The sequence below is a fragment of the Salinicola sp. NYA28a genome, assembly GCF_976982775.1.
In genome coordinates this window covers 48,251-70,457 of sequence record NZ_OZ334582.1, presented here as the reverse complement: position 1 = coordinate 70,457, position 22,207 = coordinate 48,251, and the positions used below count along the sequence as shown (strand labels likewise).

20 protein-coding genes and 1 other RNA gene are annotated in these 22,207 nt (G+C 64.1%); 8 read left to right on the top strand and 13 right to left on the bottom strand.

What is annotated here, in order from left to right; all coding sequences use genetic code 11:
• Nucleotides 1-3: 3 nt before the first annotated feature.
• Nucleotides 4-846, bottom strand: coding sequence for a serine O-acetyltransferase (cysE, locus tag ACWHY3_RS00305; protein WP_448127330.1), 843 nt, complete (start codon nucleotides 844-846; stop codon nucleotides 4-6).
• Nucleotides 847-885: 39 nt separating this feature from the next.
• A complete protein-coding gene (gene rep, locus ACWHY3_RS00300; protein ID WP_332779407.1) occupies nucleotides 886-2,934 on the bottom strand; it encodes a DNA helicase Rep in 2,049 nt (682 codons plus the stop codon).
• A gap of 96 nt (nucleotides 2,935-3,030) precedes the next feature.
• Between rep and ACWHY3_RS00295 the strand changes: the two genes are divergently transcribed.
• On the top strand, nucleotides 3,031-3,492 hold the full coding sequence (locus tag ACWHY3_RS00295; protein WP_448127329.1) for a GNAT family N-acetyltransferase: 462 nt from the start codon (nucleotides 3,031-3,033) through the stop codon (nucleotides 3,490-3,492).
• 13 nt (nucleotides 3,493-3,505) lie between these two features.
• Here the strand turns inward: ACWHY3_RS00295 and trmL are convergent, their stop codons facing one another.
• The 3 genes from trmL to pyrE all read right to left on the bottom strand — a co-directional run bounded on the left by trmL (nucleotide 3,506) and on the right by pyrE (nucleotide 5,740).
• Nucleotides 3,506-3,976: a tRNA (uridine(34)/cytosine(34)/5-carboxymethylaminomethyluridine(34)-2'-O)-methyltransferase TrmL gene (trmL, locus tag ACWHY3_RS00290; RefSeq protein WP_448127328.1), complete on the bottom strand. Its 471-nt coding sequence runs from the start codon at nucleotides 3,974-3,976 to the stop codon at nucleotides 3,506-3,508.
• 308 nt (nucleotides 3,977-4,284) lie between these two features.
• On the bottom strand, nucleotides 4,285-4,854 hold the full coding sequence (locus ACWHY3_RS00285; protein ID WP_448127327.1) for a YfaZ family outer membrane protein: 570 nt from the start codon (nucleotides 4,852-4,854) through the stop codon (nucleotides 4,285-4,287).
• A 181-nt stretch (nucleotides 4,855-5,035) separates the two neighbouring features.
• On the bottom strand, nucleotides 5,036-5,740 hold the full coding sequence (gene pyrE / locus ACWHY3_RS00280) for an orotate phosphoribosyltransferase (RefSeq protein WP_087720305.1): 705 nt from the start codon (nucleotides 5,738-5,740) through the stop codon (nucleotides 5,036-5,038).
• Between the two features lie 124 nt (nucleotides 5,741-5,864).
• Between pyrE and ACWHY3_RS00275 the strand changes: the two genes are divergently transcribed.
• On the top strand, nucleotides 5,865-6,635 hold the full coding sequence (locus ACWHY3_RS00275) for an exodeoxyribonuclease III (protein WP_448127326.1): 771 nt from the start codon (nucleotides 5,865-5,867) through the stop codon (nucleotides 6,633-6,635).
• A gap of 107 nt (nucleotides 6,636-6,742) precedes the next feature.
• Here the strand turns inward: ACWHY3_RS00275 and ACWHY3_RS00270 are convergent, their stop codons facing one another.
• Genes ACWHY3_RS00270 through ACWHY3_RS00260 form a run of 3 tightly spaced genes read right to left on the bottom strand, consistent with a single transcriptional unit; the run spans nucleotide 6,743 to nucleotide 8,445 of the window.
• The gene (locus tag ACWHY3_RS00270) at nucleotides 6,743-7,468 is read right to left on the bottom strand and encodes a 16S rRNA (uracil(1498)-N(3))-methyltransferase (RefSeq protein WP_332779395.1); all 726 of its coding nucleotides are present in this window, start codon (nucleotides 7,466-7,468) and stop codon (nucleotides 6,743-6,745) included.
• Nucleotides 7,469-7,472: 4 nt separating this feature from the next.
• On the bottom strand, nucleotides 7,473-7,970 hold the full coding sequence (secB, locus tag ACWHY3_RS00265; RefSeq protein WP_332779394.1) for a protein-export chaperone SecB: 498 nt from the start codon (nucleotides 7,968-7,970) through the stop codon (nucleotides 7,473-7,475).
• Nucleotides 7,971-8,022: 52 nt separating this feature from the next.
• The gene (locus ACWHY3_RS00260; protein ID WP_087720621.1) at nucleotides 8,023-8,445 is read right to left on the bottom strand and encodes a rhodanese-like domain-containing protein; all 423 of its coding nucleotides are present in this window, start codon (nucleotides 8,443-8,445) and stop codon (nucleotides 8,023-8,025) included.
• A 530-nt stretch (nucleotides 8,446-8,975) separates the two neighbouring features.
• Between ACWHY3_RS00260 and gpmI the strand changes: the two genes are divergently transcribed.
• From gpmI to ACWHY3_RS00245, 3 genes are all read left to right on the top strand, one after another.
• Nucleotides 8,976-10,580 (top strand): 2,3-bisphosphoglycerate-independent phosphoglycerate mutase, encoded by a 1,605-nt coding sequence (gene gpmI, locus ACWHY3_RS00255; RefSeq protein ID WP_087720622.1) that lies wholly within the window; start codon nucleotides 8,976-8,978, stop codon nucleotides 10,578-10,580.
• A gap of 45 nt (nucleotides 10,581-10,625) precedes the next feature.
• A complete protein-coding gene (locus ACWHY3_RS00250) occupies nucleotides 10,626-11,804 on the top strand; it encodes a murein hydrolase activator EnvC family protein (RefSeq protein WP_256961357.1) in 1,179 nt (392 codons plus the stop codon).
• A 174-nt stretch (nucleotides 11,805-11,978) separates the two neighbouring features.
• The gene (locus tag ACWHY3_RS00245) at nucleotides 11,979-13,418 is read left to right on the top strand and encodes a S41 family peptidase (RefSeq protein ID WP_087720623.1); all 1,440 of its coding nucleotides are present in this window, start codon (nucleotides 11,979-11,981) and stop codon (nucleotides 13,416-13,418) included.
• Nucleotides 13,419-13,537: 119 nt separating this feature from the next.
• Here the strand turns inward: ACWHY3_RS00245 and ACWHY3_RS00240 are convergent, their stop codons facing one another.
• The 4 genes from ACWHY3_RS00240 to ACWHY3_RS00225 all read right to left on the bottom strand — a co-directional run bounded on the left by ACWHY3_RS00240 (nucleotide 13,538) and on the right by ACWHY3_RS00225 (nucleotide 18,386).
• Entirely contained in the window at nucleotides 13,538-14,782 is a 1,245-nt protein-coding gene (locus ACWHY3_RS00240; RefSeq protein ID WP_448127325.1) for a UbiH/UbiF/VisC/COQ6 family ubiquinone biosynthesis hydroxylase, read from the bottom strand.
• A gap of 171 nt (nucleotides 14,783-14,953) precedes the next feature.
• A complete protein-coding gene (gene ubiH, locus ACWHY3_RS00235) occupies nucleotides 14,954-16,195 on the bottom strand; it encodes a 2-octaprenyl-6-methoxyphenyl hydroxylase (protein ID WP_448127324.1) in 1,242 nt (413 codons plus the stop codon).
• Between the two features lie 116 nt (nucleotides 16,196-16,311).
• On the bottom strand, nucleotides 16,312-17,649 hold the full coding sequence (gene pepP / locus ACWHY3_RS00230) for a Xaa-Pro aminopeptidase (RefSeq protein WP_448127323.1): 1,338 nt from the start codon (nucleotides 17,647-17,649) through the stop codon (nucleotides 16,312-16,314).
• Between the two features lie 104 nt (nucleotides 17,650-17,753).
• Complete coding sequence (locus tag ACWHY3_RS00225) at nucleotides 17,754-18,386, bottom strand: UPF0149 family protein (RefSeq protein ID WP_448127322.1); 633 nt, start codon at nucleotides 18,384-18,386, stop codon at nucleotides 17,754-17,756.
• Between the two features lie 269 nt (nucleotides 18,387-18,655).
• On the opposite strand from ACWHY3_RS00225, the gene ACWHY3_RS00220 reads away from it, so the two are divergent.
• From ACWHY3_RS00220 to ACWHY3_RS00210, 3 genes are all read left to right on the top strand, one after another.
• A complete protein-coding gene (locus ACWHY3_RS00220) occupies nucleotides 18,656-18,976 on the top strand; it encodes a cell division protein ZapA (RefSeq protein ID WP_087720627.1) in 321 nt (106 codons plus the stop codon).
• Nucleotides 18,977-19,317: 341 nt separating this feature from the next.
• Nucleotides 19,318-19,502, top strand: a non-coding RNA gene (ssrS, locus tag ACWHY3_RS00215) — 6S RNA.
• A gap of 2 nt (nucleotides 19,503-19,504) precedes the next feature.
• Complete coding sequence (locus ACWHY3_RS00210) at nucleotides 19,505-20,194, top strand: 5-formyltetrahydrofolate cyclo-ligase (protein WP_256961359.1); 690 nt, start codon at nucleotides 19,505-19,507, stop codon at nucleotides 20,192-20,194.
• A gap of 469 nt (nucleotides 20,195-20,663) precedes the next feature.
• On the opposite strand, the gene ilvA is transcribed toward ACWHY3_RS00210, so the two are convergent.
• Nucleotides 20,664-22,181, bottom strand: coding sequence for a threonine ammonia-lyase, biosynthetic (gene ilvA / locus ACWHY3_RS00205; protein WP_448127321.1), 1,518 nt, complete (start codon nucleotides 22,179-22,181; stop codon nucleotides 20,664-20,666).
• Nucleotides 22,182-22,207 lie beyond the last annotated feature (26 nt).

Below are 22,207 nucleotides of genomic sequence, written 5' to 3'. Positions count from 1 at the left end.
GCACTAGCGCCCACAACAGAGCTTGCTGCTGGAGGGAGCGGGCTGCGCCGACGTTTGCGAATTACGCGGCTTGTCGAGGCAATGCTGCATTTCCCGCGACGGTGCCGCGCAACCGGCGTCGCCAATGATCCGGGCCGGGACGCCCACCGCCGTGGTATGAGGCGGCACCGCCTTGAGTACCACCGAACCGGCGCCGATCCGGGCGCCTTCGCCGATCTCGATATTACCGAGCACCTTGGCTCCGGCGCCGATCAACACGCCTCGCCGAATCTTCGGGTGGCGATCCCCCGCTTCTTTCCCCGTCCCGCCGAGCGTGACGCCCTGCAGCAGCGAAACCTCGTCTTCGATTACCGTGGTTTCACCGATGACGACCCCGGTCGCGTGATCGATGAAGACGCCATTGCCGATCCGCGCGGCGGGATGGATATCGGTCTGGAACACTTCGGAGCTGCGGCTCTGCAGGTAACGCGCCATCTGCCGGCGCCCGGTCTGCCACAGCACGTGCGCGAACCGATGCACCGTCAGCGCATGAAACCCCTTGAGATAGAGCAGCGCCTCGGTGACCTGGCGAATCGCCGGATCGCGTTCTATCACGGCGGCGAGATCCTGCCCAATGCCATCGCTGATGCCAGGATCGTCGTCCAGCAGTTCGTCGAAGAGTTTGATCAGCTGGTTGGCAGCCAGATCGGGATGCGCTAAGCGCTGCCCCAGTCGATAGGCCAGACCGGCACCCAGCGTCGAGCGGTTGAGCACCGCGCCTAACATCAACGGGGTCAGCAGCGGCTCTTGGCGCGAGATCGCCATTGCCTCATCGCGGGCCTGTTGCCACAGCTCGGTGGTGTTCATCGGCATCTCTTGTCGGCGTGGATGGGCATCGAATGACTTCTAGCCTAGCAGCGATCGCAGGCCCGCGATCGCACTCTGGCCCCGCTCCTGTTTCTTCTCGGGGTTTTCCTTGTCGGCACGCCCTTCCCATTCGAGGTCGTCCGCCGGCAGCTCGTCCAAGAAGCGACTCGGGGTGCAGTCGAGCAGTTCGCCGTAGGCCTTGCGCTGGCGGGCGAGCGTCAGGGTCAGCGTGCGCCGGGCGCGGGTGATACCGACGTAGGCGAGTCGCCGCTCCTCCTCCACGGTGCCGGATTCGATAGAGTTGCGGTGCGGCAGCAGTTCCTCTTCCAGCCCCATGAGATAGACGTGGGGAAATTCGAGGCCCTTGGAAGCGTGCATAGTCAGCAACTGGACCCGGTCGGAGTCGTCCTCTTCGGCCTGCTGTTCGAGAATGTCGCGCAGCACCAGCCGCGAAATGGCCGACTGCACGTCGTCGGTCTCCTCGCTGGCTTCGCCGTCCTCGTCGTCGCGATGCATCGACTTTTCGAGCTGGTCGATCAGTGTCCAGACGTTGGCCATGCGGCGCTCGGCGATGGTCGGCGCGCTGGCGTTCTGGTAGAGCCAGGCTTCGTAATCCATGTCCCGAATCATCTCGCGGATGGCGGCAATGGCGTCGCCCTGATCCATGCGCTTGCGCACGCCGTCGATGAAGTGAGCGAAGCGCCCTAGCCTTTCGACGGCGCGGGTCGGCAATACCTGCTCGAGCCCCAGCTCGTGACAGGCGGCAAACATCGAGGCACCGCGCTCAGAGGCATAGTTGGCGAGCTTCTCCAGCGTACCGGGCCCGATCTCGCGGCGCGGTACGTTGACGATGCGCAGGAAGGCGTTGTCGTCGTCAGGATTGATCAATAGTCGCAGATAGGCCATCGAATCCTTGATCTCGTTGCGCGAGAAGAAAGAGGTGCCACCGGAAAGCTTGCAGGGAATCTGGTGATGCTGCAGCTTTAGCTCCAGAAGCCTTGCCTGGAAGTTGCCGCGATAGAGCACGGCGAAGTCGCGCCATTCGGCGCGTTCCTTGATCCGGCGCGTCAGGATTTCGCCGGCGACGCGCTCGGCCTCGGCCTCTTCGTGGCGGTTGACCACCACGCGAATCGGATCGCCCTGCCCCATGTCGGACCACAGCGTCTTCTCGTAGACGTGCGGATTGTTGGCGATGAGCGTATTGGCGGCGCGCAGGATCGTCGCCGTGGAGCGGTAGTTCTGCTCCAGCTTGATGACGTTGAGTCGCGGAAAATCCTCGCCGAGGGTCACCAGGTTTTCCGGTCTTGCACCGCGCCAGGCGTAGATCGACTGATCGTCATCCCCCACCACGGTGAACGTCGCGCGCTCGTCCATCAGCATCTTGACCAGCTGATACTGGCTGACGTTGGTGTCCTGATACTCGTCGACCAGCATGTACTGGATGCGCTTGCGCCAGCGCGCCAGCGCCTCTGGGTCGGTCTGCAGCAGCACCACCGGCAGCATGATCAGGTCGTCGAAGTCCACCGCGTTATATGCCTTGAGATGGCGGTTGTAGGCTTCGTAGATTCGTGCGGCGTACTGCTCGTCTTCGTCGGCGGCGTGGGAGATCGCCGGCCCGGGCAGCACCAGATCGTTCTTCCACTGGGAGATTCGGTTCTGCACCGCGTTGATCTGCTCGGCGTCGGTGTCCGCTTCCTTCTGCATCAGATCGCGCAGCAGCGCTTTGGCGTCCTCCGGATCGAACAGCGAAAAGCCCGGGCGAAAACCGAGCGTCTTGAGCTCGCGGCGGATGATGTTGAGCCCCAGATTGTGGAAGGTCGATACGGTCAGACCGTGCCCTTCCCGCCCCTTGAGCATCTGGCCGACGCGCTCCTTCATCTCCCGCGCCGCCTTGTTGGTGAAGGTGACGGCAGCGATTTTGCGCGCGCTCATCCCGCACTCCTGGACCAGGTAGGCGATCTTGGTGGTGATCACGCTGGTCTTGCCTGAACCGGCACCCGCCAGCACCAGGCACGGGCCATCGATGAAACGCACCGCCTCCTGCTGGCGCGGATTGAGCTTGGCGAGACGTTGGCGAATATCGGACATGGGGGCAGAATCGCAGAGGTGAAGGCAGCGTCGAGAAAGAGAACGACAGAATCGGAACGATAGAGTCAAAACAACAAAGCGAGAATGATACACCTCATGCAGATCAAAAGAGATGATCTACGCGGCCCTGAAATCGCCGCGATGCTGGAAGCCCACCTCAAGGACTTCGAGCCGCACTCACCGCCGGAAAGCCGCCATGCGCTGGATCTCGACGGGCTGCGACGCCCGGAGGTTCACTTTTACACCGCCTGGGAAAGTAACGAGCTGCTCGGCTGCGGCGCGTTCAAGCGGCTCGATGATACGCACGCCGAGATCAAATCGATGCGCACCGATCCGGCCCACCTGCGCAAGGGAGTGGCGCGGGCGATCCTGGCGCACCTGATCGAGGAGGCGCGTGCCGCCGGCCTGCAGCGGCTGAGTCTGGAGACCGGCCCGATGGATCACTTCGCCCCGGCCCGAAAGCTTTATGAAACGTTCGGATTCACCTATTGCGAACCGTTCGGCGACTACGTCGAAGATCCCTACAGTGTGTTCATGATGCGGAGGCTGGATAACTGACGCCTCAACAACGCTAGAGATCCACCGCCCCGGCAAAATCCAGCTGCCGCCAGGCTTCATAGACGATGATGGCGCAGGCGTTGGAGAGATTGAGGCTGCGGCTGTCCTTCAGCATGGGGATACGCAGACGCTGCGCGGGCGGCAGCGCCTCGAGCATCGACTGCGGCAGGCCACGGGTTTCCGGGCCGAAGACCAGGGCATCGCCTTCGCGGAAATGGATATGGTGGTAGCCGTGGCGGCCACGGGTCGAGACGGCAAACACGCGCTCCGGCCCGACGGTCTCGAGGAACGCGGCCCAGTTGGGATGGACCTGAACCCGCGCCCATTCGTGATAGTCGAGCCCGGCACGCCGCAGGCGCTTGTCATCGAGTTCGAAAGCCATCGGTTCGATGATGTGAAGGCGAAAGCCCGTGTTGGCGCATAACCGGATGATATTACCGGTATTGGGCGGAATCTCGGGTTCATAGAGCACGATATCAAGCATGGCGGCCGACTCGGAGGCGGGTAACTCTCGCATCATACGCAATCGGCGTCTTTCTCTATAGGGCCCCGAAGCCGGCTCTCGCTCCAGAGCCCCGAAGCCGGCCCCCGCTACAGAATCCGAAGCCGGCTCTCAGGAAGGGACGCCGATTGTTTTCCATAGCGCCCCGAAACCGGCGCCAGGCGTAGCCCGTAGTCCGTAGCCCGTAGCCCGTAGCTCGTAGCTCGTAGCTCGTAGCTCGTAGCTCGTAGCTCGTAGCTCGTAGCTCGTAGCTCGTAGCTCGTAGCTCGTAGCTCGTAGCTCAGAATAGCTTAAAACCCGACGCTGACGCCCAATACCGGCCCGCTATCCAGCGTATGGCCGTTGTCGTTATCGAAGTCGGTACGCATGTAGCGATAGCCGCCGTAGACGTAGGTCTGCGAGATGATGTTGACCCGCGCCTGGGCGCCGTACTCGTAGCTCTTGTCGATGTCGCCGTGGGCCAGCCCTTCCGGCGTGTAGAAGCCGTAGCCACCGATCGAGGTCAGCGGGATGGGCGTATCGACGAATGCGGAACCGCCGAGCCCCAGACCGCCACCGTTGCCATAGTGGGTATCCTGATACTGGTAACGCCCACCCACGGAAAGGTCGATGCCCGGCAGCCACGGTGTGAACATCAGCGAACCCGAGTAGGCCTTGGCATTGTGACCGCTGTCATCGGTGTTCAGGTAGCCGACGCCGGCTCGCAAGGTGGGAAAGATGGTTTGGCTGGCTTCGACACCGAAGGAGTCGTCGCCGCCGTTGGCGGAAACACTCAGCGCCATCGCCTGCTGACTGGCGAACATGAAGGTCGCTGTGGCAAGGGCAAAGCCCCAGGGTTTGATCCTGCTGCGGTTGATCATGATGCGTCTCCCGAAATTGGCGCCAAATCGCGTTGGACTAACGGCGTAAGCGTGGCATAATTTTCGAGTTTATCAAACGCTGTTTTTAAACCTTTTGTAACGCATCATACGACGACGAGGCTGCGGCTAATCGTAGCAGGCGCGAGTGCCATCCAGGCCCGTCTCGTCACGGGCCGAAGGATCAGCGGTCGCTGGTGATGCCGTAGCGATCCCGGTAGGCGCGGATCGCCTCGGCATGCTGGGCAATGGAAGCGCCATCTTCGCCGCTGCGGGGTTCGCGCGTTTCCAGATAGGCGAGCAGCTGGTCGAGGTTGACGATGCTCACAACCGGCATATGATACGTCGCTTCGACTTCCTGGATCGCGCTGTGCGGCTTCAGGCCGTTGGCATCCTGACCACGCTCCTGACGGTCGAGCGCGATCACGACACCCGCGGCCTGGGCTCCGGCATTGTTGATGATCTGCATGACCTCGCGGATCGCCGTGCCAGCCGTGATGACATCATCGATGATAAGAATGTTGCCACGCAGTTCGGCACCCACGATGTTGCCGCCTTCACCGTGAGTCTTGGCTTCCTTGCGGTTGAAGGCAAAGGGCATGTCGCGCTGATGGTGGTCGGCCAGAGCAACGGCTGCACTCGCCGCCAGCGGTATACCCTTGTAAGCTGGACCAAACAGTACATCGGCCTCGATGCCACTGTCGGCAATGGCGCTGGCATAGAAACGTCCGAGACGGGCCAGTGCACGGCCGGAACGGAATAGACCGGCATTGAAGAAATAGGGACTGACACGACCGGACTTGAGCGTGAATTCACCGAAGCGCAATACCCCTTCGGCGATCGCGAATTCGATGAACTCTTGCTGATACGGCTGAATCTCGACGCTCACCCCGGGTCTCCCTATTGCCTCATGTTTATTGAAGATTGCTATCGTCCTGGCCTGACGCAGCGGTCATTTACCTAAACCTTTCAAGCTCGGGTATCATACACGCGCGACAAAGAAGGAACACTGTATGAAAATCGCCAGCATCAATGTGAACGGGATCCGAGAGGCCGTCGAGCGGGGCTTTCTCGACTGGCTGGCCGAACAGGATGCTGACGTCGTCTGCGTGCAGAACCTGAAGGCCAAGAGCTTCGAGCTCGATGACAGCATTCTCTACCCGGAAGGTTACGAAGGTTATTTCCTGGACGCCGAGCAGGATGGCTTCTCCGGGGTCGGGCTCTACTGTCGCAAGATCCCTAAGGCCATCATGTATGGTCTGGGCTTCGAGCAGTGCGACAACGAAGGGCGCTTCCTGCAGGCGGACTATGACCGCTTCAGCGTCGCGACCTTCCTGATGCCGAGCGGCGACGACGATCCGGCCGCCAAGCAGACGTTCATGACCCAGTATCTCGAGTACTTGAACAAGATGGCTCGCAAGCGTCGCGAGTACATCATCTGCGGCACCTGGCACATCGCGCACAAGACGCTCGACCTGGCCAACTGGGCCGACAACCAGACGACGCCCGGCTTCAAGCCGGAAGAACGGGCGTGGATGGATCAGGTGTTCGGCCCGACCGGCTTCATCGATACCTTCCGTGAGGTCAATCGGGATGCCAACCAGTACACCTGGTGGCCCAAGCTCGACCAGGAAGTGCCGCGCTCCCGCCAGGAAGGCTGGCGCCTCGACTATCAGATCGTCGGTCCCAACTTCCGGCGTAACGTGAAAGATGCCTGGATCGACACCGAGGCGACCTTCAGCGAGTTCGCGCCGCTGATCGTCGAGTACGATCTCGAGCTGTAATCGCCCGACCCAGCCGTACGCCAGCAGCCGTCAGCGATTCGCAACGAAAACACCCCGCCAGCCGGACACCGGATGGCGGGGTGTTTTTCGAGGCGGGCAGGATTCGGCTACAGATCGCCGAAGTGATGCTGCAGCAGCGTCAGTGCGACGACCGGTGCGGTCTCGGTACGCAGAATGCGCGGCCCGAGCGTGAGCGCCTGGAAGCCGGCGCGGCGGGCAGCGTCGACTTCGGCGTCGCTGAGCCCGCCTTCCGGACCGATCAACAACGCGACGGTGTCGACCGCCTCCGCCTGCTGCCAGCTGTCGTCGGTGGCGGGATGCAGCACCAGGCGCAAACTCTCGTCGCGTTCGCCGAGCCATTCGGCTAAGGATTGCGGCGGGTGGATCGTCGGCACGCTGGCGCGCCCGCACTGTTCGCAGGCGCTCACTGCCACGCCTTGCCAATGCGCCAGTTTCCTGGTCTCGCGATCGCCCTTGAGGCGCACGTCGCCATGTTCGACATAGAGCGGGGTGATCGCCGCCACGCCGAGCTCGACGGACTTCTGGATCGCGTAGTCCATGCGATCGCCCTTGGAGATCGCCTGGCCCAGATGCACGCGCAACGGCGATTCCCCGCTACCCGCGCTCACCTGCTCGATGCGCGCGACGACTCGCTTGCGACCGACTTCGACCAGCGTCGCCTGCGCCTCGTGGCCGGCGCCATCGAACAGCGTCAGCGGTGCGCCTTCGCGCAGCCTCAGCACCAGCGCCACATGGCGAGCCGGCCCCTCGGGCAGAACGACATCGCCGCCAGCGATGAGGCTGACGGCGACATGAATACGCGGCTTGGCCATGGGCTTACTGCGTGGTTTCGCTGGCCTGGGCGGTGCGCTGCTTCTTCTGGGCATACATCGCCTCGAAGTTGACCGGCGCCAGCATCAGCGGCGGGAAGCTGCCACGGCCGACCAGGCTGTCGATGCACTCACGCGCATAGGGAAACAGCACGTTGGGGCAGAACGCGCCCAGGGTGTGATCCAGCTGGTCGCCGGCAAGGCCGGAGATACGGAACAACCCGGCCTGCTCGACCTCGACCAGAAACGCCGTGGCACCGTCTTCGTTGTTCGACACCTGCGCCGTCACCTTGACCACGACCTCGTAGAGATCTTCGCCGACCGACTGGCTGGTGGTATCGAGATCCAGCCCGACCTTGGGCTTGAACGGCTGCTGAAACACGCTCGGCGCATTGGGCGATTCGAACGAGATGTCCTTGACGTAGATGCGCTGCAGGGAGAACTGCAGCTGCGGCTTATCCTGAGAACCGCCCTGAGAACCCTGCTGATTGTTGTCTTCCGCCATGATGCGTTTCCTTTACGTTCCTGAATGACTAGCGTGAATGAGTGCCCGGCCTCTAGCGCCGCACTACCGGCAGGCCGTCGGCCTGCCACTGCGCCATGCCGCCCTTGAGCTTGTAGACCCGGGAAAAGCCCGCCTGAGTGAGTTCGGTCACCGCAGCGCCCGATGTTTGGCCCTGCTTGCAGACCACGATCACCGGGGTGTCCTTGTGCTTTTCGATTTGCGGCAGGCGATCCTTGAGACGCGACTGGGGAATGTTCTTGGCGCCGGCGATGTGGCCCGCCTTGAACTCGTTGCTCTCGCGGATATCGATCACCACGCCGTCTTCGCGGTTGATCAGCGACGTGGTTTCGTTGGTGGAGACACCGGAGGCACCGCCACGCTTGGCCTCGAACGCCAACCAGGCGAGGAGGACGACCAGGAAGGCGCTGACCAGCAGCGGGTGGTTTTCGACGAATTCGAACAACTGATCGATCATGGGTCTGCCGACACTCTAATTCTGGGGCCAATGGGATCGCAAAACGCCGGCATGGCGTGCGACTCCGCCCTTGGCGCGTCTGCGTCAAACCGCGTCTTGCAATCCGGCATGGCGCCTTGGTTGCTCGGGACGCGAACGGCTGAAAATCCTGGCCCGTTAGGAGCCTGTCGGGCTTAGCACTGATCTGCTGCGAATTCCGGGCTTTTGGCCAACTTCATTCGATCGGATGCGTTAAATAGCGGGCTATTCGCCTTATCCGATCGATGAACTTGACTCAAAATCCGTTTTTCTCGCGACGATCGGCCAAGCCCGGCAGACTCCTGGCGGGCGCCGGCCATTATACACGAGGGCGTCGGTGAAACGAGGCAAGGACGGCGGGCGTGCCATTCCCGCCGGATGGCTGACCCGACTCGCCGGGTGCGCTATCCTCTGAAGCCTTGATTCCAGAATGACAGCTTCCAGTCTCTCTGGTTCCAAACGCTAGGTTCCGACACGACTCACCCCGTTCATCCGATTTTTCGAGGCTTGTCATGGCAGATACTTCCAGCATTCCGCGTCCCGTCGCGCTGTTGATTCTCGACGGCTATGGCCAGAACGACAACAGTGCCAACAACGCCGTTGCCGCCGCCGACACACCGGTCATGGATCGCCTCAAGCGCGATTATCCCAACACTCTGATTCATACCGACGGCCCTTACGTGGGCCTGCCCGACGGCCAGATGGGCAACTCCGAAGTCGGCCACATGAACATCGGCGCCGGGCGAATCGTCTATCAGGATTTCACCCGTATCACCAAGGCGATCGAAGACGACGAGCTGAAGACGATCGAAGCGCTGACCGCGCCGATCGACGACGCCGTCGCCAACGGCAAGGCCGTCCATCTGATGGGGCTGCTCTCCCCCGGTGGCGTACACAGCCATGAAGACCATCTGCTGGCAGTCGCTGAGCTGTCCGCCGCACGCGGGGCCAAGCGAATCTACCTGCACGCCTTCACCGACGGCCGTGACACCGCACCCAAGAGCGCTGGTGCTTCGATCGAGCGCGCCAACGCCAGGCTGGCCGAGCTGGTCGGCGCCGAGAACGGCTTCGTTGCCTCGCTGGTCGGGCGTTACTTTGCCATGGACCGGGACAATCGCTGGGATCGTGTCGAGAAGGCCTACCGCGTGGTGCGCTTCGGCGAAGGCGACTACGTCGCCGAGAGTGCCGAAGCCGGGCTGGCCGCCGCCTATGAGCGTGGCGAGACCGATGAATTCGTCAGCGCCACCGCCGTGCGCCCCAACGGCGACAAGATCGTCATGGCCGATGGCGACGCCGCGCTGTTTCTCAACTTCCGCGCCGACCGCGCGCGCGAGCTGACCCGTGCATTCGTCAATCCGGACTTCGACGGCTTCGATCGCGGCAAGCGCGTCCAGCTGGCCGGCAAAGGGCTGGTGATGCTGACCCAGTACGCCGACGACATCGACGCGCCGGTCGCCTTCCCGCCCCGGAATCTGGTCAACACGCTGGGCGAAGTGGCCGCGAGCCACGGCCTGACCCAGCTGCGTATCGCCGAGACGGAGAAGTACGCCCACGTCACCTTCTTCTTCTCCGGCGGCCGCGAGGCCAAGTTCGAGGGCGAAGACCGGGCGCTGATCCAGTCGCCGAAAGACGTCAAGACCTACGACGAAAAGCCGGAGATGAGCGCCTTCGAACTGACCGACACGCTGGTCAAGGCGATCGAGGATGGCAAGTACGACCTGATCATCTGCAACTACGCCAACGGCGACATGGTCGGCCATACCGGCGATCTCGATGCCGCCACCAAGGCGATCGAGGCCGTCGATGTCTGCCTGGGCCGCGTCGTCGAGGCGATCCAGAAGGCCGGTGGCGAGTGCCTGGTGACCGCAGACCATGGCAATGCGGAGATGATGGTCGACCCCGAAACCGGCAATCCGCATACCGCTCACACCACGTTCATGGTGCCGCTGGTCTATGTTTGTCAAAATCAGGTTTGCCAAAACCAGGCCGGCCGCAACAAGTCCGTCAGCCTCAAGCCAGACGGGCGGCTCTGCGACCTGGCGCCGACACTGCTGCACATGCTGCATCAGCCCGTTCCCCAAGAGATGACCGGTAACGTACTGATCGATGATGCGTGACGTCGGCATACCGCACTTCATTCGCCATGACAGGGTCCGCCCGACGTGAGTCGCCAGCAGGACGGGCCTGTTTTTCGGCGTGGCCCGATCAGCGGTGGCATCGTCTGTTTGCTGGTCGGCAGCCTGCTGCTGGCCGGCCCCGTTTTCGGCCAGGCCAACCCCCGGGAAGCCCGCGCCAGGCTGGATAGCCTGGCAACCGACATTCAGGCGCTGCAGGGCAAGCTGGAAGAGACCCAGGCTGCCCGCGGCGACGCCCAGGATGAGCTGGAACAGGTCGAAACGGCGATCGGCCAGACCCACAAGCGTCTGGATGCCCTGCAGGCCGAGCGCCGTCAGCTCGATGGCGAAGTCGACAAGCTTCAGCAGCAGCGTCAGTCGCTCGCCGCCGATCGCGAACAGCAGCGCGAGGCGCTGGCACGCCAGTTCGATGCGCTCTATCGCCTCGGCACCACGCCCCAGCTGAAACTCCTGCTCAACCAGGACGATCCGGCCGAAGTCGATCGGCTGCAGCACTATCTCAATGCGCTGTCGTCGGCCCGCCAGCAGCGACTCGAAGAGCTCCGCTCGCTGAACCGGCAACTGGACGACAACCTGGCGGCGCTCGATCAGCGCCGCTCGCGGCTGAGCGAGGTGCAGTCCGATCTCGAGGGGCAGCGCCAGCAGCTGGCATCGCGCCTGAAGGAGCGCCAGGCGCTGGTCGCCAGGCTCGACGGGCGCTATGACAGCGAGCAGGCACGGCTCGAGGATCTCAACCAGGATCGCGCGCACGTCGAGCGCCTGCTGGATCGCATGCAGAAGGAGCTGGCCAGCCTGAAGAAGCCACCGCCTTCCACCGCCATCCGCAAGACCCAGGGCGATCTGCCGTGGCCGGTGCAGGGGTCGATGCTGTCGAGCTACGGCAGCGGCGACGGCGTCAATCGCAACGGCATCCTGATCGGTGCGCCGTCGGGAACCGCCATCAAGGCCGTGCATGCCGGCCGGGTGGTCTTCGCCAACTGGATGCGCGGTTTCGGCAACCTGCTGATTCTCGATCACGGCGATGGCATCCTGACGCTCTACGCGCACCTGCAGCAGATCGACGTCGACCCCGGCCAGCAGGTCGCCAACGGGCAGACCGTTGGTGCCGTCGGCAATACCGGCGGCCAGTCGCGTCCGGCGCTCTATTTCGAGGTGCGCCAGAACGGCAACCCGATCAACCCCGGCAACTGGATCGGCAAAGGCTGATCGAGCGCTGGATCATCGACCCGGCGAAACGCTATGCTGGGTTATCAAACGCCGTTCCGTTCTCGGACCGGCTCGGTGTCGTCAGACGCTTTTCCATACGCCGCAGCTATCGGGTTCGGCGTGTCGAGATCGGCGCCGGCAACGCATCTATCCAGCTCGAGTCGCGGAGACTGCATGAATTCAAGCCGCCCGAACCCACGGCCTTTCGGTACAGGTCTGCTCGCCCAAAAGACCTGCCCGACAGCACGTCGCACGCCGAAGACGGTTTCCGCCCCTGCGCTTCTCGGCTCGCTGCTGTTCACGCTGGTGCTGGCCACGGGCCTGGCTCCCGCCGCCCAGGCGCAGGACGTCGAGACCGACAACGCGCTCAGCCAGGCCGAGCAGGATGCCGCCAACGGCTTGCCGGTCGAGGATGTCCAGACCTTCGCCGAGGTCTTCGAGCGGATCAAGCGCACCTACGTGGAGCAGGTCGACGACAAGACGCTGCTGCGCAACGCCATGCGCGGCATGCTCAGCCAGCTCGACCCGCATTCCGAATATCTCGACGCCGACGCCTTCCAGAACCTGCGCGAAACCACCGAAGGAGAGTTCAGCGGCGTGGGTATCGAGGTCGGCCTGCGTGACGACCAGCTCACCGTCATCGCCCCGATCGACGACACCCCCGCCGCCCGCGCCGGCGTTCAACCGGGCGATCGCATCGTGGCCATCGACGGCACCCCGACCAACGATCTGAGCCTGCAGGAAGCCGTGGACCTGATGCGCGGCGAGGCCGGCACCGATATCGAACTGTTGCTGCTGCGCGACGGCGAGCAGGAACCCCGCGACGTGACGCTGACACGCGAATCGATCCAGTCCGAGAGCGTCTCCAGCCGACTGCTGGAGCCCGGCTACGGCTATCTGCGCATCAGCCAGTTCCAGAGCCGGACCGGCGAACAGACCCGCGTGGCGCTGGCGTCACTGATGAAGTCCGGGCCGCTCGAAGGCCTGGTACTCGATCTGCGCAACAACCCCGGCGGCGTGCTCTCCAGCGCCGTCGACGTCGCCGACCAATTCCTTTCCAGCGGCCTGGTGGTCTATACCAAGGGCCGGCTGGCCGACGATGACATGCGATTCACCGCCCACGCCAAGACGACCGCTCCCGACGTGCCGCTGGTCGTGCTGATCAACGGCGGCAGCGCTTCGGCGGCGGAGATCGTCGCCGGTGCGTTGCAGGATCAGGGCCGCGCCGTGCTGATGGGAACCCGCAGCTTCGGCAAGGGCTCGGTGCAGCAGGTCATGCCGCTCGGCAACGGCGACGGTCTCAAGCTCACCACCGCGCGCTATTACACCCCCAGCGGCCGCTCGATCCAGGCCGAGGGCATCGCCCCGGATGTCCGCGTGGTGCGCGGGCGGCTGGAAGTCGAAGAGAGCAGCGGATTCCAGCTGCGTGAATCCAGTCTTCGCGGCCACCTGCTGAACGGCGATGCCGATCAGGCGATGGACGATCCCGATACCCCGGTCGCCGCCGACGATTATCAGTTGGGCGAAGCGTTGAACCTGCTCAAGGCGCTCAATGTGGTGCAGCGGCCTCGATCGGGGCAAAGTGCCAAGAGCGGCGAAAGCACCACCCCCTGAGCGGCGCCTCGGAATCAGACTGGAAAGACGCGAAACGGCTGCCTATCGGGCAGCCGTTTTGGTTCGGCGGGTCACAGCTTAGAGGAGTCACAACTTCGGCGGGTCACGACAGGGGTCGATTACCGACACCGCTCGGGCAGGTCGCCATATTCGCCCAATGCCTGGCGGATCAACAGCCGTTTGACCGGCATCAGCCGATCGACACCGGAAAGGCCCCAGTTGCGGGCGAGCCGCAGCGCCGGCTGGCGGCTACCGAACAGTCGCTGGAAGCCTTGCATGGCGGCGAGCATGGCCGCGTTGTCGTTGCGCCGGCGACGCTCGTAACGGGCCAGGATGCGCCTGTCCCCCGGCGGGGCGCCGCGGTGCCGGGCGCGGATCCACTCCTCGGCGAGAACAGCGGCGTCCATCAGCCCGAGATTGACGCCCTGGCCCGCCAGCGGATGCAGGCTGTGGGCCGCATCGCCGACCAGCGCCAGACCATCGTCGACGTAGCGCTGGGCGTGACGCTGGGTAATCGGGAAATGGGGTGCCGCGTCGATGACCTCGACATCGCCCAATCGCCCTCCCAACCCCTGCGCCAGCTCGACCCCTAGACGGTCTCGCCCTTCGTCGGTCTCGCCCAGCGCCGTCAGTCGCCGGGCCTCGCCGGGCGTGGTCGACCACACGATCGAGCAGTGATCGTCCCGCCCCTCGACGATCAGCGGCAGGAAGGCCAGCGGGCCGGTGGCAAGAAACGCCTGGCGAGCCACACCGCCGTGGCCGATGCCGGTGCGCACCGTGGTGACCACGGCGGCCTGACCGGTATCGCGCTCACGAACCGGGATTCCCGCCATGCCGCGCAGCGGAGAGTTTGCCCCATCGGCCCCGACGATCAGCGGCGCCCGACGCTGTTCGCCATTGTCCATCGTGATCACGGCCTGGCCGGCGTCGCGAACGTAGCCGGTCAAGCGCACGTTCGACAGCCGCTCCACGCTGGGCAAAGCCTGCAGGCGCCGCGCCAGCGCCGCCAGCAATAGCTCGTTCTCGACGATATGCCCAAGCGCGTCGACACCCACGTCATCGGCATCGAATCCGATCTCGCCGCTGCCCTCGGCATCCCAGACCTGCATGCCGCGATAGGCCGCCACCCGACGCGCGGCCAGCCAGGGCCAGACATCCAGCGACGTCAGCAGCCGCTGCGATGCGGCGGTCAGGGCGCTGACGCGGAGTGCCGGCTTGCCCTGCCCCAGGGTTTCGTCGATCTCGGGCGCGGACGCCGCATCGACGATCGTCACCCGCCAGCCGGCTTCCCCCAGCAGCAGGGCCAGTGTCGAGCCGACGATGCCTCCGCCAATGATCAGCACGTCGCTATCATCTTTTTTCATCTTTTGGCTCCCTACGGAAATGCTGAATCAATCGGCGAGCAGGATGAAACGCAAGGCGCACGGAGCGCAGCAACCGGAGCCTATGGGGTATAGGTGAGGATCCGACCGGGCTGGCGCTCCAGCACCGCGTAACGCAGCGATTCGCCTACGCAGCCATTTAGGCAGTGTTTCCTACCGTTCGATCCCCATCGCGCGCCTTGCCAGCGTCCGGCGCAGCGGCCCCAGCGCGTTGAGCCCGACCAGCCCCGCGGCGCGGGCATGGCCCAACGCACCATGATCTATGCCGAAAAGGCGGATCAGACCGTCGCTGAAGCGCACGATCTGCCGGGTATCGGCCGCCCGCGCGGCCTCGAATTCTTCCAACGTCTCGGGATCGCCGGCGGAACGGCTTTCCGCGCGTGCCGACTCGATGGCGGCCGCCAGGTCCATGACGCCACGCAGCGCCAGGTTGAACCCCTGACCGGCGACCGGATGCAGCGCATGGGCGGCGTTGCCCAGTATGGCGAGATGCGGGCGGGTCGTCTCCCGTGCCGTGACCAGGGAGAGCGGATAGCTGTGCCGCTGTCCCACACGGCGAAAGCGCCCCGCACGGTCGCCGAACGCCTGCTGCAAACGCTCGAGGAACACGCGATCGGAGAGCGCCAGCGTCTTTTCCACCTCGCCTTGCCGATGGGTCCAGACCAGCTCCATCCGGCGGCCGGCGAGCGGCAGCAGCGCCATCGGCCCTTCCCGCGTGAAGCGCTCGAACGCCCAGCCATCGTGTGCCTGGCTGACTTCGATATTGGCGATCAATGCGGTCTGTTCGTACGGATGATGCTCGCTCTCGATGCCCAGGCGCTCCTTGAAGCCGCCACGGCCGCCATCGGCCAGCACGGTCAGGCCGGCATGGATGATCTCGCCGGTATCGAGCGCGAGACGATAGCCGCCACGTTCGGCCTCGAGCGATTCGACACGTGCCGGGCAGTACCAGTCGATCGGCAGTGAATCGAGACGCGCATGCAGCGTCCGTCCCATCCAGGCGTTGGGGATGACATAGCCCAGCGCCTCGACGCCGAGCTCGTCGGCGTGGAGCCGGGTCGCGCCCAGGTGACCGCGCTCGCTGACATGGATATGCCGAATCGGCGCCGCTTCCGTCGCCATCGCCGACCAGACACCCAGCCGCTCGAAGTGGCGCCGCGAACCGTAGGCGATCGCGCTGGCACGAGCATCGAAACTGGGCTGGTAGGCATTGGCTTCGCCGGCGCTGGGCAGCGGCTGGGGTTCGATGATCGCGACACGCAACGGCGCCCGTTCACCCGCACGCGCTCGTTCCGCCTCGATCAAGCCGCCCAGCGCACAGGCTAGACTGGCACCCACGAGCCCGCCGCCGATGATCGCCACGTCGACCGTGGTTGCTTGCTGCGTTTGAGACATCTGCGCCAGCCTCTCCATTACGATTGGAATTCAAAAGCCTCTAATCACGTGGCCTACAGGCCGTTTACACCGGTTACGTAATTTTCGAGGCATATTCGCGACTGATCAAAAAACGATCAAACCTGGCCTTGTATCAGCGCTTCGATGTCATCCGCCGCCTTGGGCACCTGCGAGGTCAGCACCTCGCCGCCGGCCTCGGTGACGACCACGTCGTCCTCGATTCGAATGCCGATGCCGCGATAGGCCGCCGGAATGTCTTCGGCATCAGGGATGTACAGTCCTGGCTCGATCGTCAGCACCATGCCCGGTTCCAGCGGCCGGGGCTCGCCATCGACCCGATAGCTGCCGACGTCATGAACGTCGAGCCCCAGCCAGTGCGAGGTCGAGTGGAGATAGAAGCGCTTGTAACGCTGGGACTCGATGCAGGTTTCCAGCTCGCCTTCCAGCAGTCCGAGCTCGATCAGGCCCGCGGTGAGGTCGCGCACCACGCCCTGATGGATGGCTTCCAGCGTGGCACCGGGCTTCACCGCGGCCACGGCACGCTCCTCGGCCGCCAGCACGATGTCGTAGAGCGCTCGCTGGGCCTCGCTGAAACGGCCGCTGACCGGGAACGTGCGGGTGATGTCGCCAGCGTAGAGATCGAACTCGCCGCCAGCGTCGATCAGCACCAGATCGCCATCCTCGAGCGGCGCGGCGTTCTCGATGTAGTGCAGCACGCAGGCGTTGGCCCCGCCACCGACGATGGTGCCGTAGGCGGGCGCCCGGGCGCCGTGCCAGACGAATTCGTGCTCGATCTCGGCCTGCAGCTGATACTCGAAGCGGCCGGGGCGGCTGGCACGCATGGCGCGACGGTGCGCCAGCGCGCTGATGTGTGCCGCATGCCGCATCAGCGCCAGTTCGGCCTCGCTCTTGGTCAGGCGAAGTTCATGGATCAGGGCGCTGACATCGGCGAATCGGGTGGGGGCAATCGCCCCGCGCCGCGCCCGTGCGCTCAATTGGCTGCGCACGCTCTCGGCGATGCCCATGGCAGCGGTGTCCGCCAGCGGCAGGTAGAGGGTCTGCCGGCCGTCCAGCAGCTCGGTCAGGTTGTGGCGCTGGGTATTGTCGAAAGCCTCGTCCATACCGTAGTCGTTCACGGCACCTTCGGGGCCGATGCGAATGCCGGTCCAGGCCTCCTTTTCGGGATCCTTCTCCTGGCAGTAGAGAATGGCTTCGCCGGCTTCACGCCCGGGCAACAGCAGCAGCAGCGCGTCGGGTTCGGGGAAGCCGCAGAGATAGTGGAAATCGCTGTTCTGGCGAAACGGGTATTCGCTGTCGCGGTTGCGCGTCTTGAGCGCGGCGCCCGGCAGCAGCACGGCGCTGCCTTCCGGCAGCTCCGCCATCAGGCGTTCGCGGCGGGCGGCAAACTCTTCCGTCGAGATCGCCGCGGGGCGCGGTAACGGCTCGGGTAACATGCGTTCTCCTTGATCATTGCGCCTCGAATCCGAAGGAGACGCCTGGAATGTGGGCGTTGTTCGACGTCACGCCTCGGGCAACGGATGCCGAGGCGCGAGCGACTTTAATGCAGCGACGGCGGCGTTTCACCGTCATTGGCGGTGGCCTTGCCAGCTTCGGTCTCGGCCTGCTCGTCCTCCGGCTGTTCCACCTGGGGCTGGCCGGGGTGCTGCTCGGTATAGAGCAGCATCGCCGCCATGCGGGCGTGCTCGGTCAACGCGAAGAGGTCGTTCTCGTTCTCGGGATCGTCGGCGATATCGACATCGATCGCCGACAACTGGCCGAGATCCTCCAGCGCTTCCTTCAGGGGCGACGACCAGCCCTCGTAGGTCTCGCCATCCACTTCGTTGACGACTTCGAGAAAGCCTTGCGTCCACTCCTTGAGGCCCTGGGCCCGCTCGGAGAGCGCAAACAGCTCGTCCGGCAGCAGCGGCTCGAAGTTGAGCTCGGCGGCGGACAGGGCGTCCAGCGTCTGGCGACGCCAGCCCAGCAGCACGTCGGCATCCTCGCGGCTTTCCGGCTGCTCCACGTTGAGCGCCAGGCAGACTTCTTCCAGCCAGCCCTCCGCGCTCACGTCGTGCAGGCCCAGCTCGGCGCACAGGCGTCCGTCGAGAAACGCCGGTGACTGCAGGCTGCCATGCACGAGAAAGACATTGGCGACGGTAGAAAAATCGAGCTGGTCGTTGATGATCGACATGTCGGCATCCATGATTGGTGATCGCGAGCGTCTGCAGCCAAGCAGCGCGGCAGCCGAGGCTGCGCGTCGCGTTGACCGCCCATAATCGGCTCTCTATAGTGACGGATCAATCGCGGTGGCAAGCGGCTGGGGCTTCGAGCCTGTTCCCGGCCTGGCCGATCACCGACTGCAGGCAGCGTGCCGAATCCTGGCGATGGCCGCTCGGCCCGCGATGCGAATGCCTGCCATCTTACCGCATCGATCTTCACCGCCCACCCCGGAGCGACATCATGAGCGACACGCCTCGCCCGACGACCGAAGTCACCCTGCTGGGCAAATCCTACGTGATCGCTTGCCCGCCGGAAGAGCAGGAGCAGCTGAAACGCTCGGCTCGCTATCTGGACCGCGCCATGCACGGCATCCATGCCCGCGGCAAGGTGCTGGGCGCCGAGAAGATCGCAATCATGGCGGCACTCAATATCACCCATGAGCTGCTGACGGCGCTGGACTCCCATCGCGCCGGCGAACAGAGCCTGAGCGACCTGAGCGAGAGGCTCGAACGCGCGCTGGCCAAGGCGGGCGAACCCGGTCAGAAGACCCCTTCCCCCTGAAACTTTCTCCTAGGGTCTGTTGACGTTTCATGCACGGCCGCGCCGGAGCCAGTTTTTGTGCGGGGCAAGGCGTGAGGAGCGTAGTTTGGTCATTCCAAATGAACGACGAATAACGCAGCACCGTGCAAAAACTGGCCCGGCCCTTCGGGTTGCGCGGCAAATGGCGCCATGCGGCGTTGCGGGATTGGAAAAGGGAACCACCCTTCTCTACATCCCGCGCCTGGCCTGGCGCCATTTGGCGCAGCAACGCGGTTCGCGCTGAAACGTCAACAGACCCTAAAACTTTCCCGAGTACCTCAATCCGTCATTGGGCAAAAAGGGTCGCTCTGCTACGATAGTGGGGTTTCCTGGAGTGTGCGCCAGTCATTACAAGTCCCTCGAGCCTATGCGCAGTACCCAGGGGGCCAAATGCTAGGCAGGCCCGTGTGCATGTCCGCGCGACGGAAAGCCTGAAGGCTTGCCTGCGGCCACCCACCTTGAACCAATAGGTTCAGGGCCAGAATGACAGCGGCACTCTGGGGAACTCTCTTGTCGTTCAAGATGACTACCGCAACGATCACCACCGAATCTGCCAGGACCGCCACGACATCGCCGATCGGCGAGTCGAACGTCGGTGGCAGCCTCGATAGACGCGAGCTGCGTCGCGAACTGCGTCGACGCCGACGCGCCCTGACCCCGCATCAACGACGCCTGGCTTCCCGCGAACTCTGTCGCCGTCTCAGAGGCCTGCCCGAGCTGCAGCGCGCCCGGCGCGTGGCGCTGTATCTGCCCAACGATGGCGAGATCGATCCGCGACCGCTGATCGACTGGCTGGTTGCCCGCCGAGCCCAGGTCTATCTCCCGGTACTGCGCCCGCTATCCGACAACCGGCTGTGGTTCGTGCGCTATCACGCCGGCACGCGGATGACGCGAAATCGCTTCGGCATCGCCGAGCCGGATACCCGCTTCGGCGCCCATCGCGCCAACCGGTTGCCGGCCTGGGCGCTGGATACGGTTCTGCTGCCGTTGGTGGGATTCGACGACGACGGCCAGCGGATCGGCATGGGGGGCGGTTTCTACGACCGCACCTTTGCCTTCGTTCGTCACCGGCGCCCCAGCCCTCGGCTGATCGGGCTCGCCCACGACTGCCAGCGCGTCGGCTCGCTTCCCGTGGCCAGTTGGGATGTGCCGCTGGATGCGATCGTCAGCGACCAGCGGATCGTCAAGCCAAGACGTTAATGAACGGTGACGCTCAAGAGGCCTGGCCGACCCCGCAAACGACAACGGCCGGCAGCGTTTCCGCTACCGGCCGTTGTCAGCCACACCCCATTGGCTTCATTTGCTGCGTCACCCGGTGACAGCCTGGCTGCCTGTGCCAGACGATCCCGCATGACTACGGGTCTCAGGCGCCCAGCAATGTCTGCGCGTAGCCCGTTGCCACCACGCCGACACCGAAGATCAATACCAATGCCATTACCAAGTCGGGCTTGCGTTTCATGTCGACTCCGCTGCGTTGGGTTCGGCCGCTGCCCCCCGCAGCGACGCGCACGACTATAGGGTCAGGCCAAAATCTTGACAAGAGCGTTTCCGGCCCAGATGACACCTTTTTCGTTACCCAACAGTATCGACATTTACACAAAAAGGTTGAGGCCGGTTTCAGGCACTTTTAGCGTCCATTTCAGCCTTTTGTGACGCCGCTCGCTCAGGTCTACGCCATGAACAACTGATAGGCCGTATTGTCGGTCTCTTTCCAGTAACGGTAGCCGATGCGATCGAAATGCTCCTCGGCATGGGCGCGATCGCCATTGGGCATCTGCAACCCCACCAGCACCCGGCCGTAGGCGGCACCGTGGTTGCGATAGTGGAACAGCGAGATGTTCCAGTCCGCCGGCAGGTGGGTGAGGAAGTTCATCAGCGCTCCGGGGCGTTCGGGGAACTCGAAGCGATAGACCTCTTCCTCGAAGCGTTCCCGGGGCCGACCGCCGCCCAGATGGCGAATATGGAGCTTGGCCAGCTCATTGTCGGTGAGATCCTCGACCGGATAGTCCGCCTCGCGCAGCCGGCGGATGACCTCTTCGCGATCCTCCCCGCCCGGCTTGACCTGCACGCCGACGAAGATGTGCGCGCCTTCGGGATCGGCGTAGCGATAGTTGAACTCGGTGACCATCCGCCGGCCGATCACGCGGCAGAACTGCTTGAAGCTGCCCGGCCGCTCGGGAATCTGCACCGCCAGAATCGCCTCGCGCTGCTCGCCCAGCTCGGTACGCTCGGCGACGTGCTGCAGGCGGTCGAAATTGATGTTGGCGCCGGAATTGATGCACATCAGCGCCTGATCCCGCGCCTGGGTCTGCTGCACGTACTTCTTCAACCCCGCCAGCGAGAGCGCGCCGGAGGTCTCCGACACGGCCCGCGTGTCATCGAAGATATCCTTGACCGCGGCACACATCTCATCGGTGTTGACCGTGATCACGCCATCGACGTGATGGCGCAGGATCTCGAACGGCGCCTCGCCGATCTGGGCCACCGCGACCCCTTCGGCAAACACGCCGACCTGATCCAGCGTCACCCGCTCCCCGGCTTCCAATGCCGCCTTGAGGCAGGCGGAGTCTTCGGCCTCGACGCCGAACACCTTGATCTCCGGTCGCAGATACTTGATGTAGGCCGCGACACCGGCGAGCAGACCACCGCCGCCCACCGGCACGAAGATCGCATCGAGCGGGCCGGAGTGCTGGCGCAGAATCTCCATCGCCACGGTGCCCTGGCCGGCGATCACATCGAAATCGTCGTAAGGCGGAATGTAGGTATAGCCATGCTCGGCGATCAATTCCCGGGCGTGGCTCAACGCTTCGCCGAAGGCATCGCCCCGGAGCACCACCTTGGCCCCCCAGCCGCGCACCGCGGACACCTTGATGTCCGGCGTGACACGGGGCATCACGATGACGGCCTTGACTCCCATCTGTTTCGCCGCCATCGCCAGGCCCTGGGCGTGGTTACCGGCGGAGGCGGCGATCACGCCCTTGGCCTTCTGTTCATCGTTCAGCTGCGCCATCTTGTTGTAGGCGCCGCGGATCTTGAACGAAAAGACCGGCTGCAGGTCTTCGCGCTTGATCAGAATCCGGTTGGAAAAACGGCGAGAGAGGGCGGGAAGCGGGGAAATCGGGGTCTCCCGGGCCGCCTCATAGACGCGAGCCTGGAGGATCTTCTTGACGATATCTTCGAGTTGCATTCGGGTATGTCCTGGCGAACAGCTGG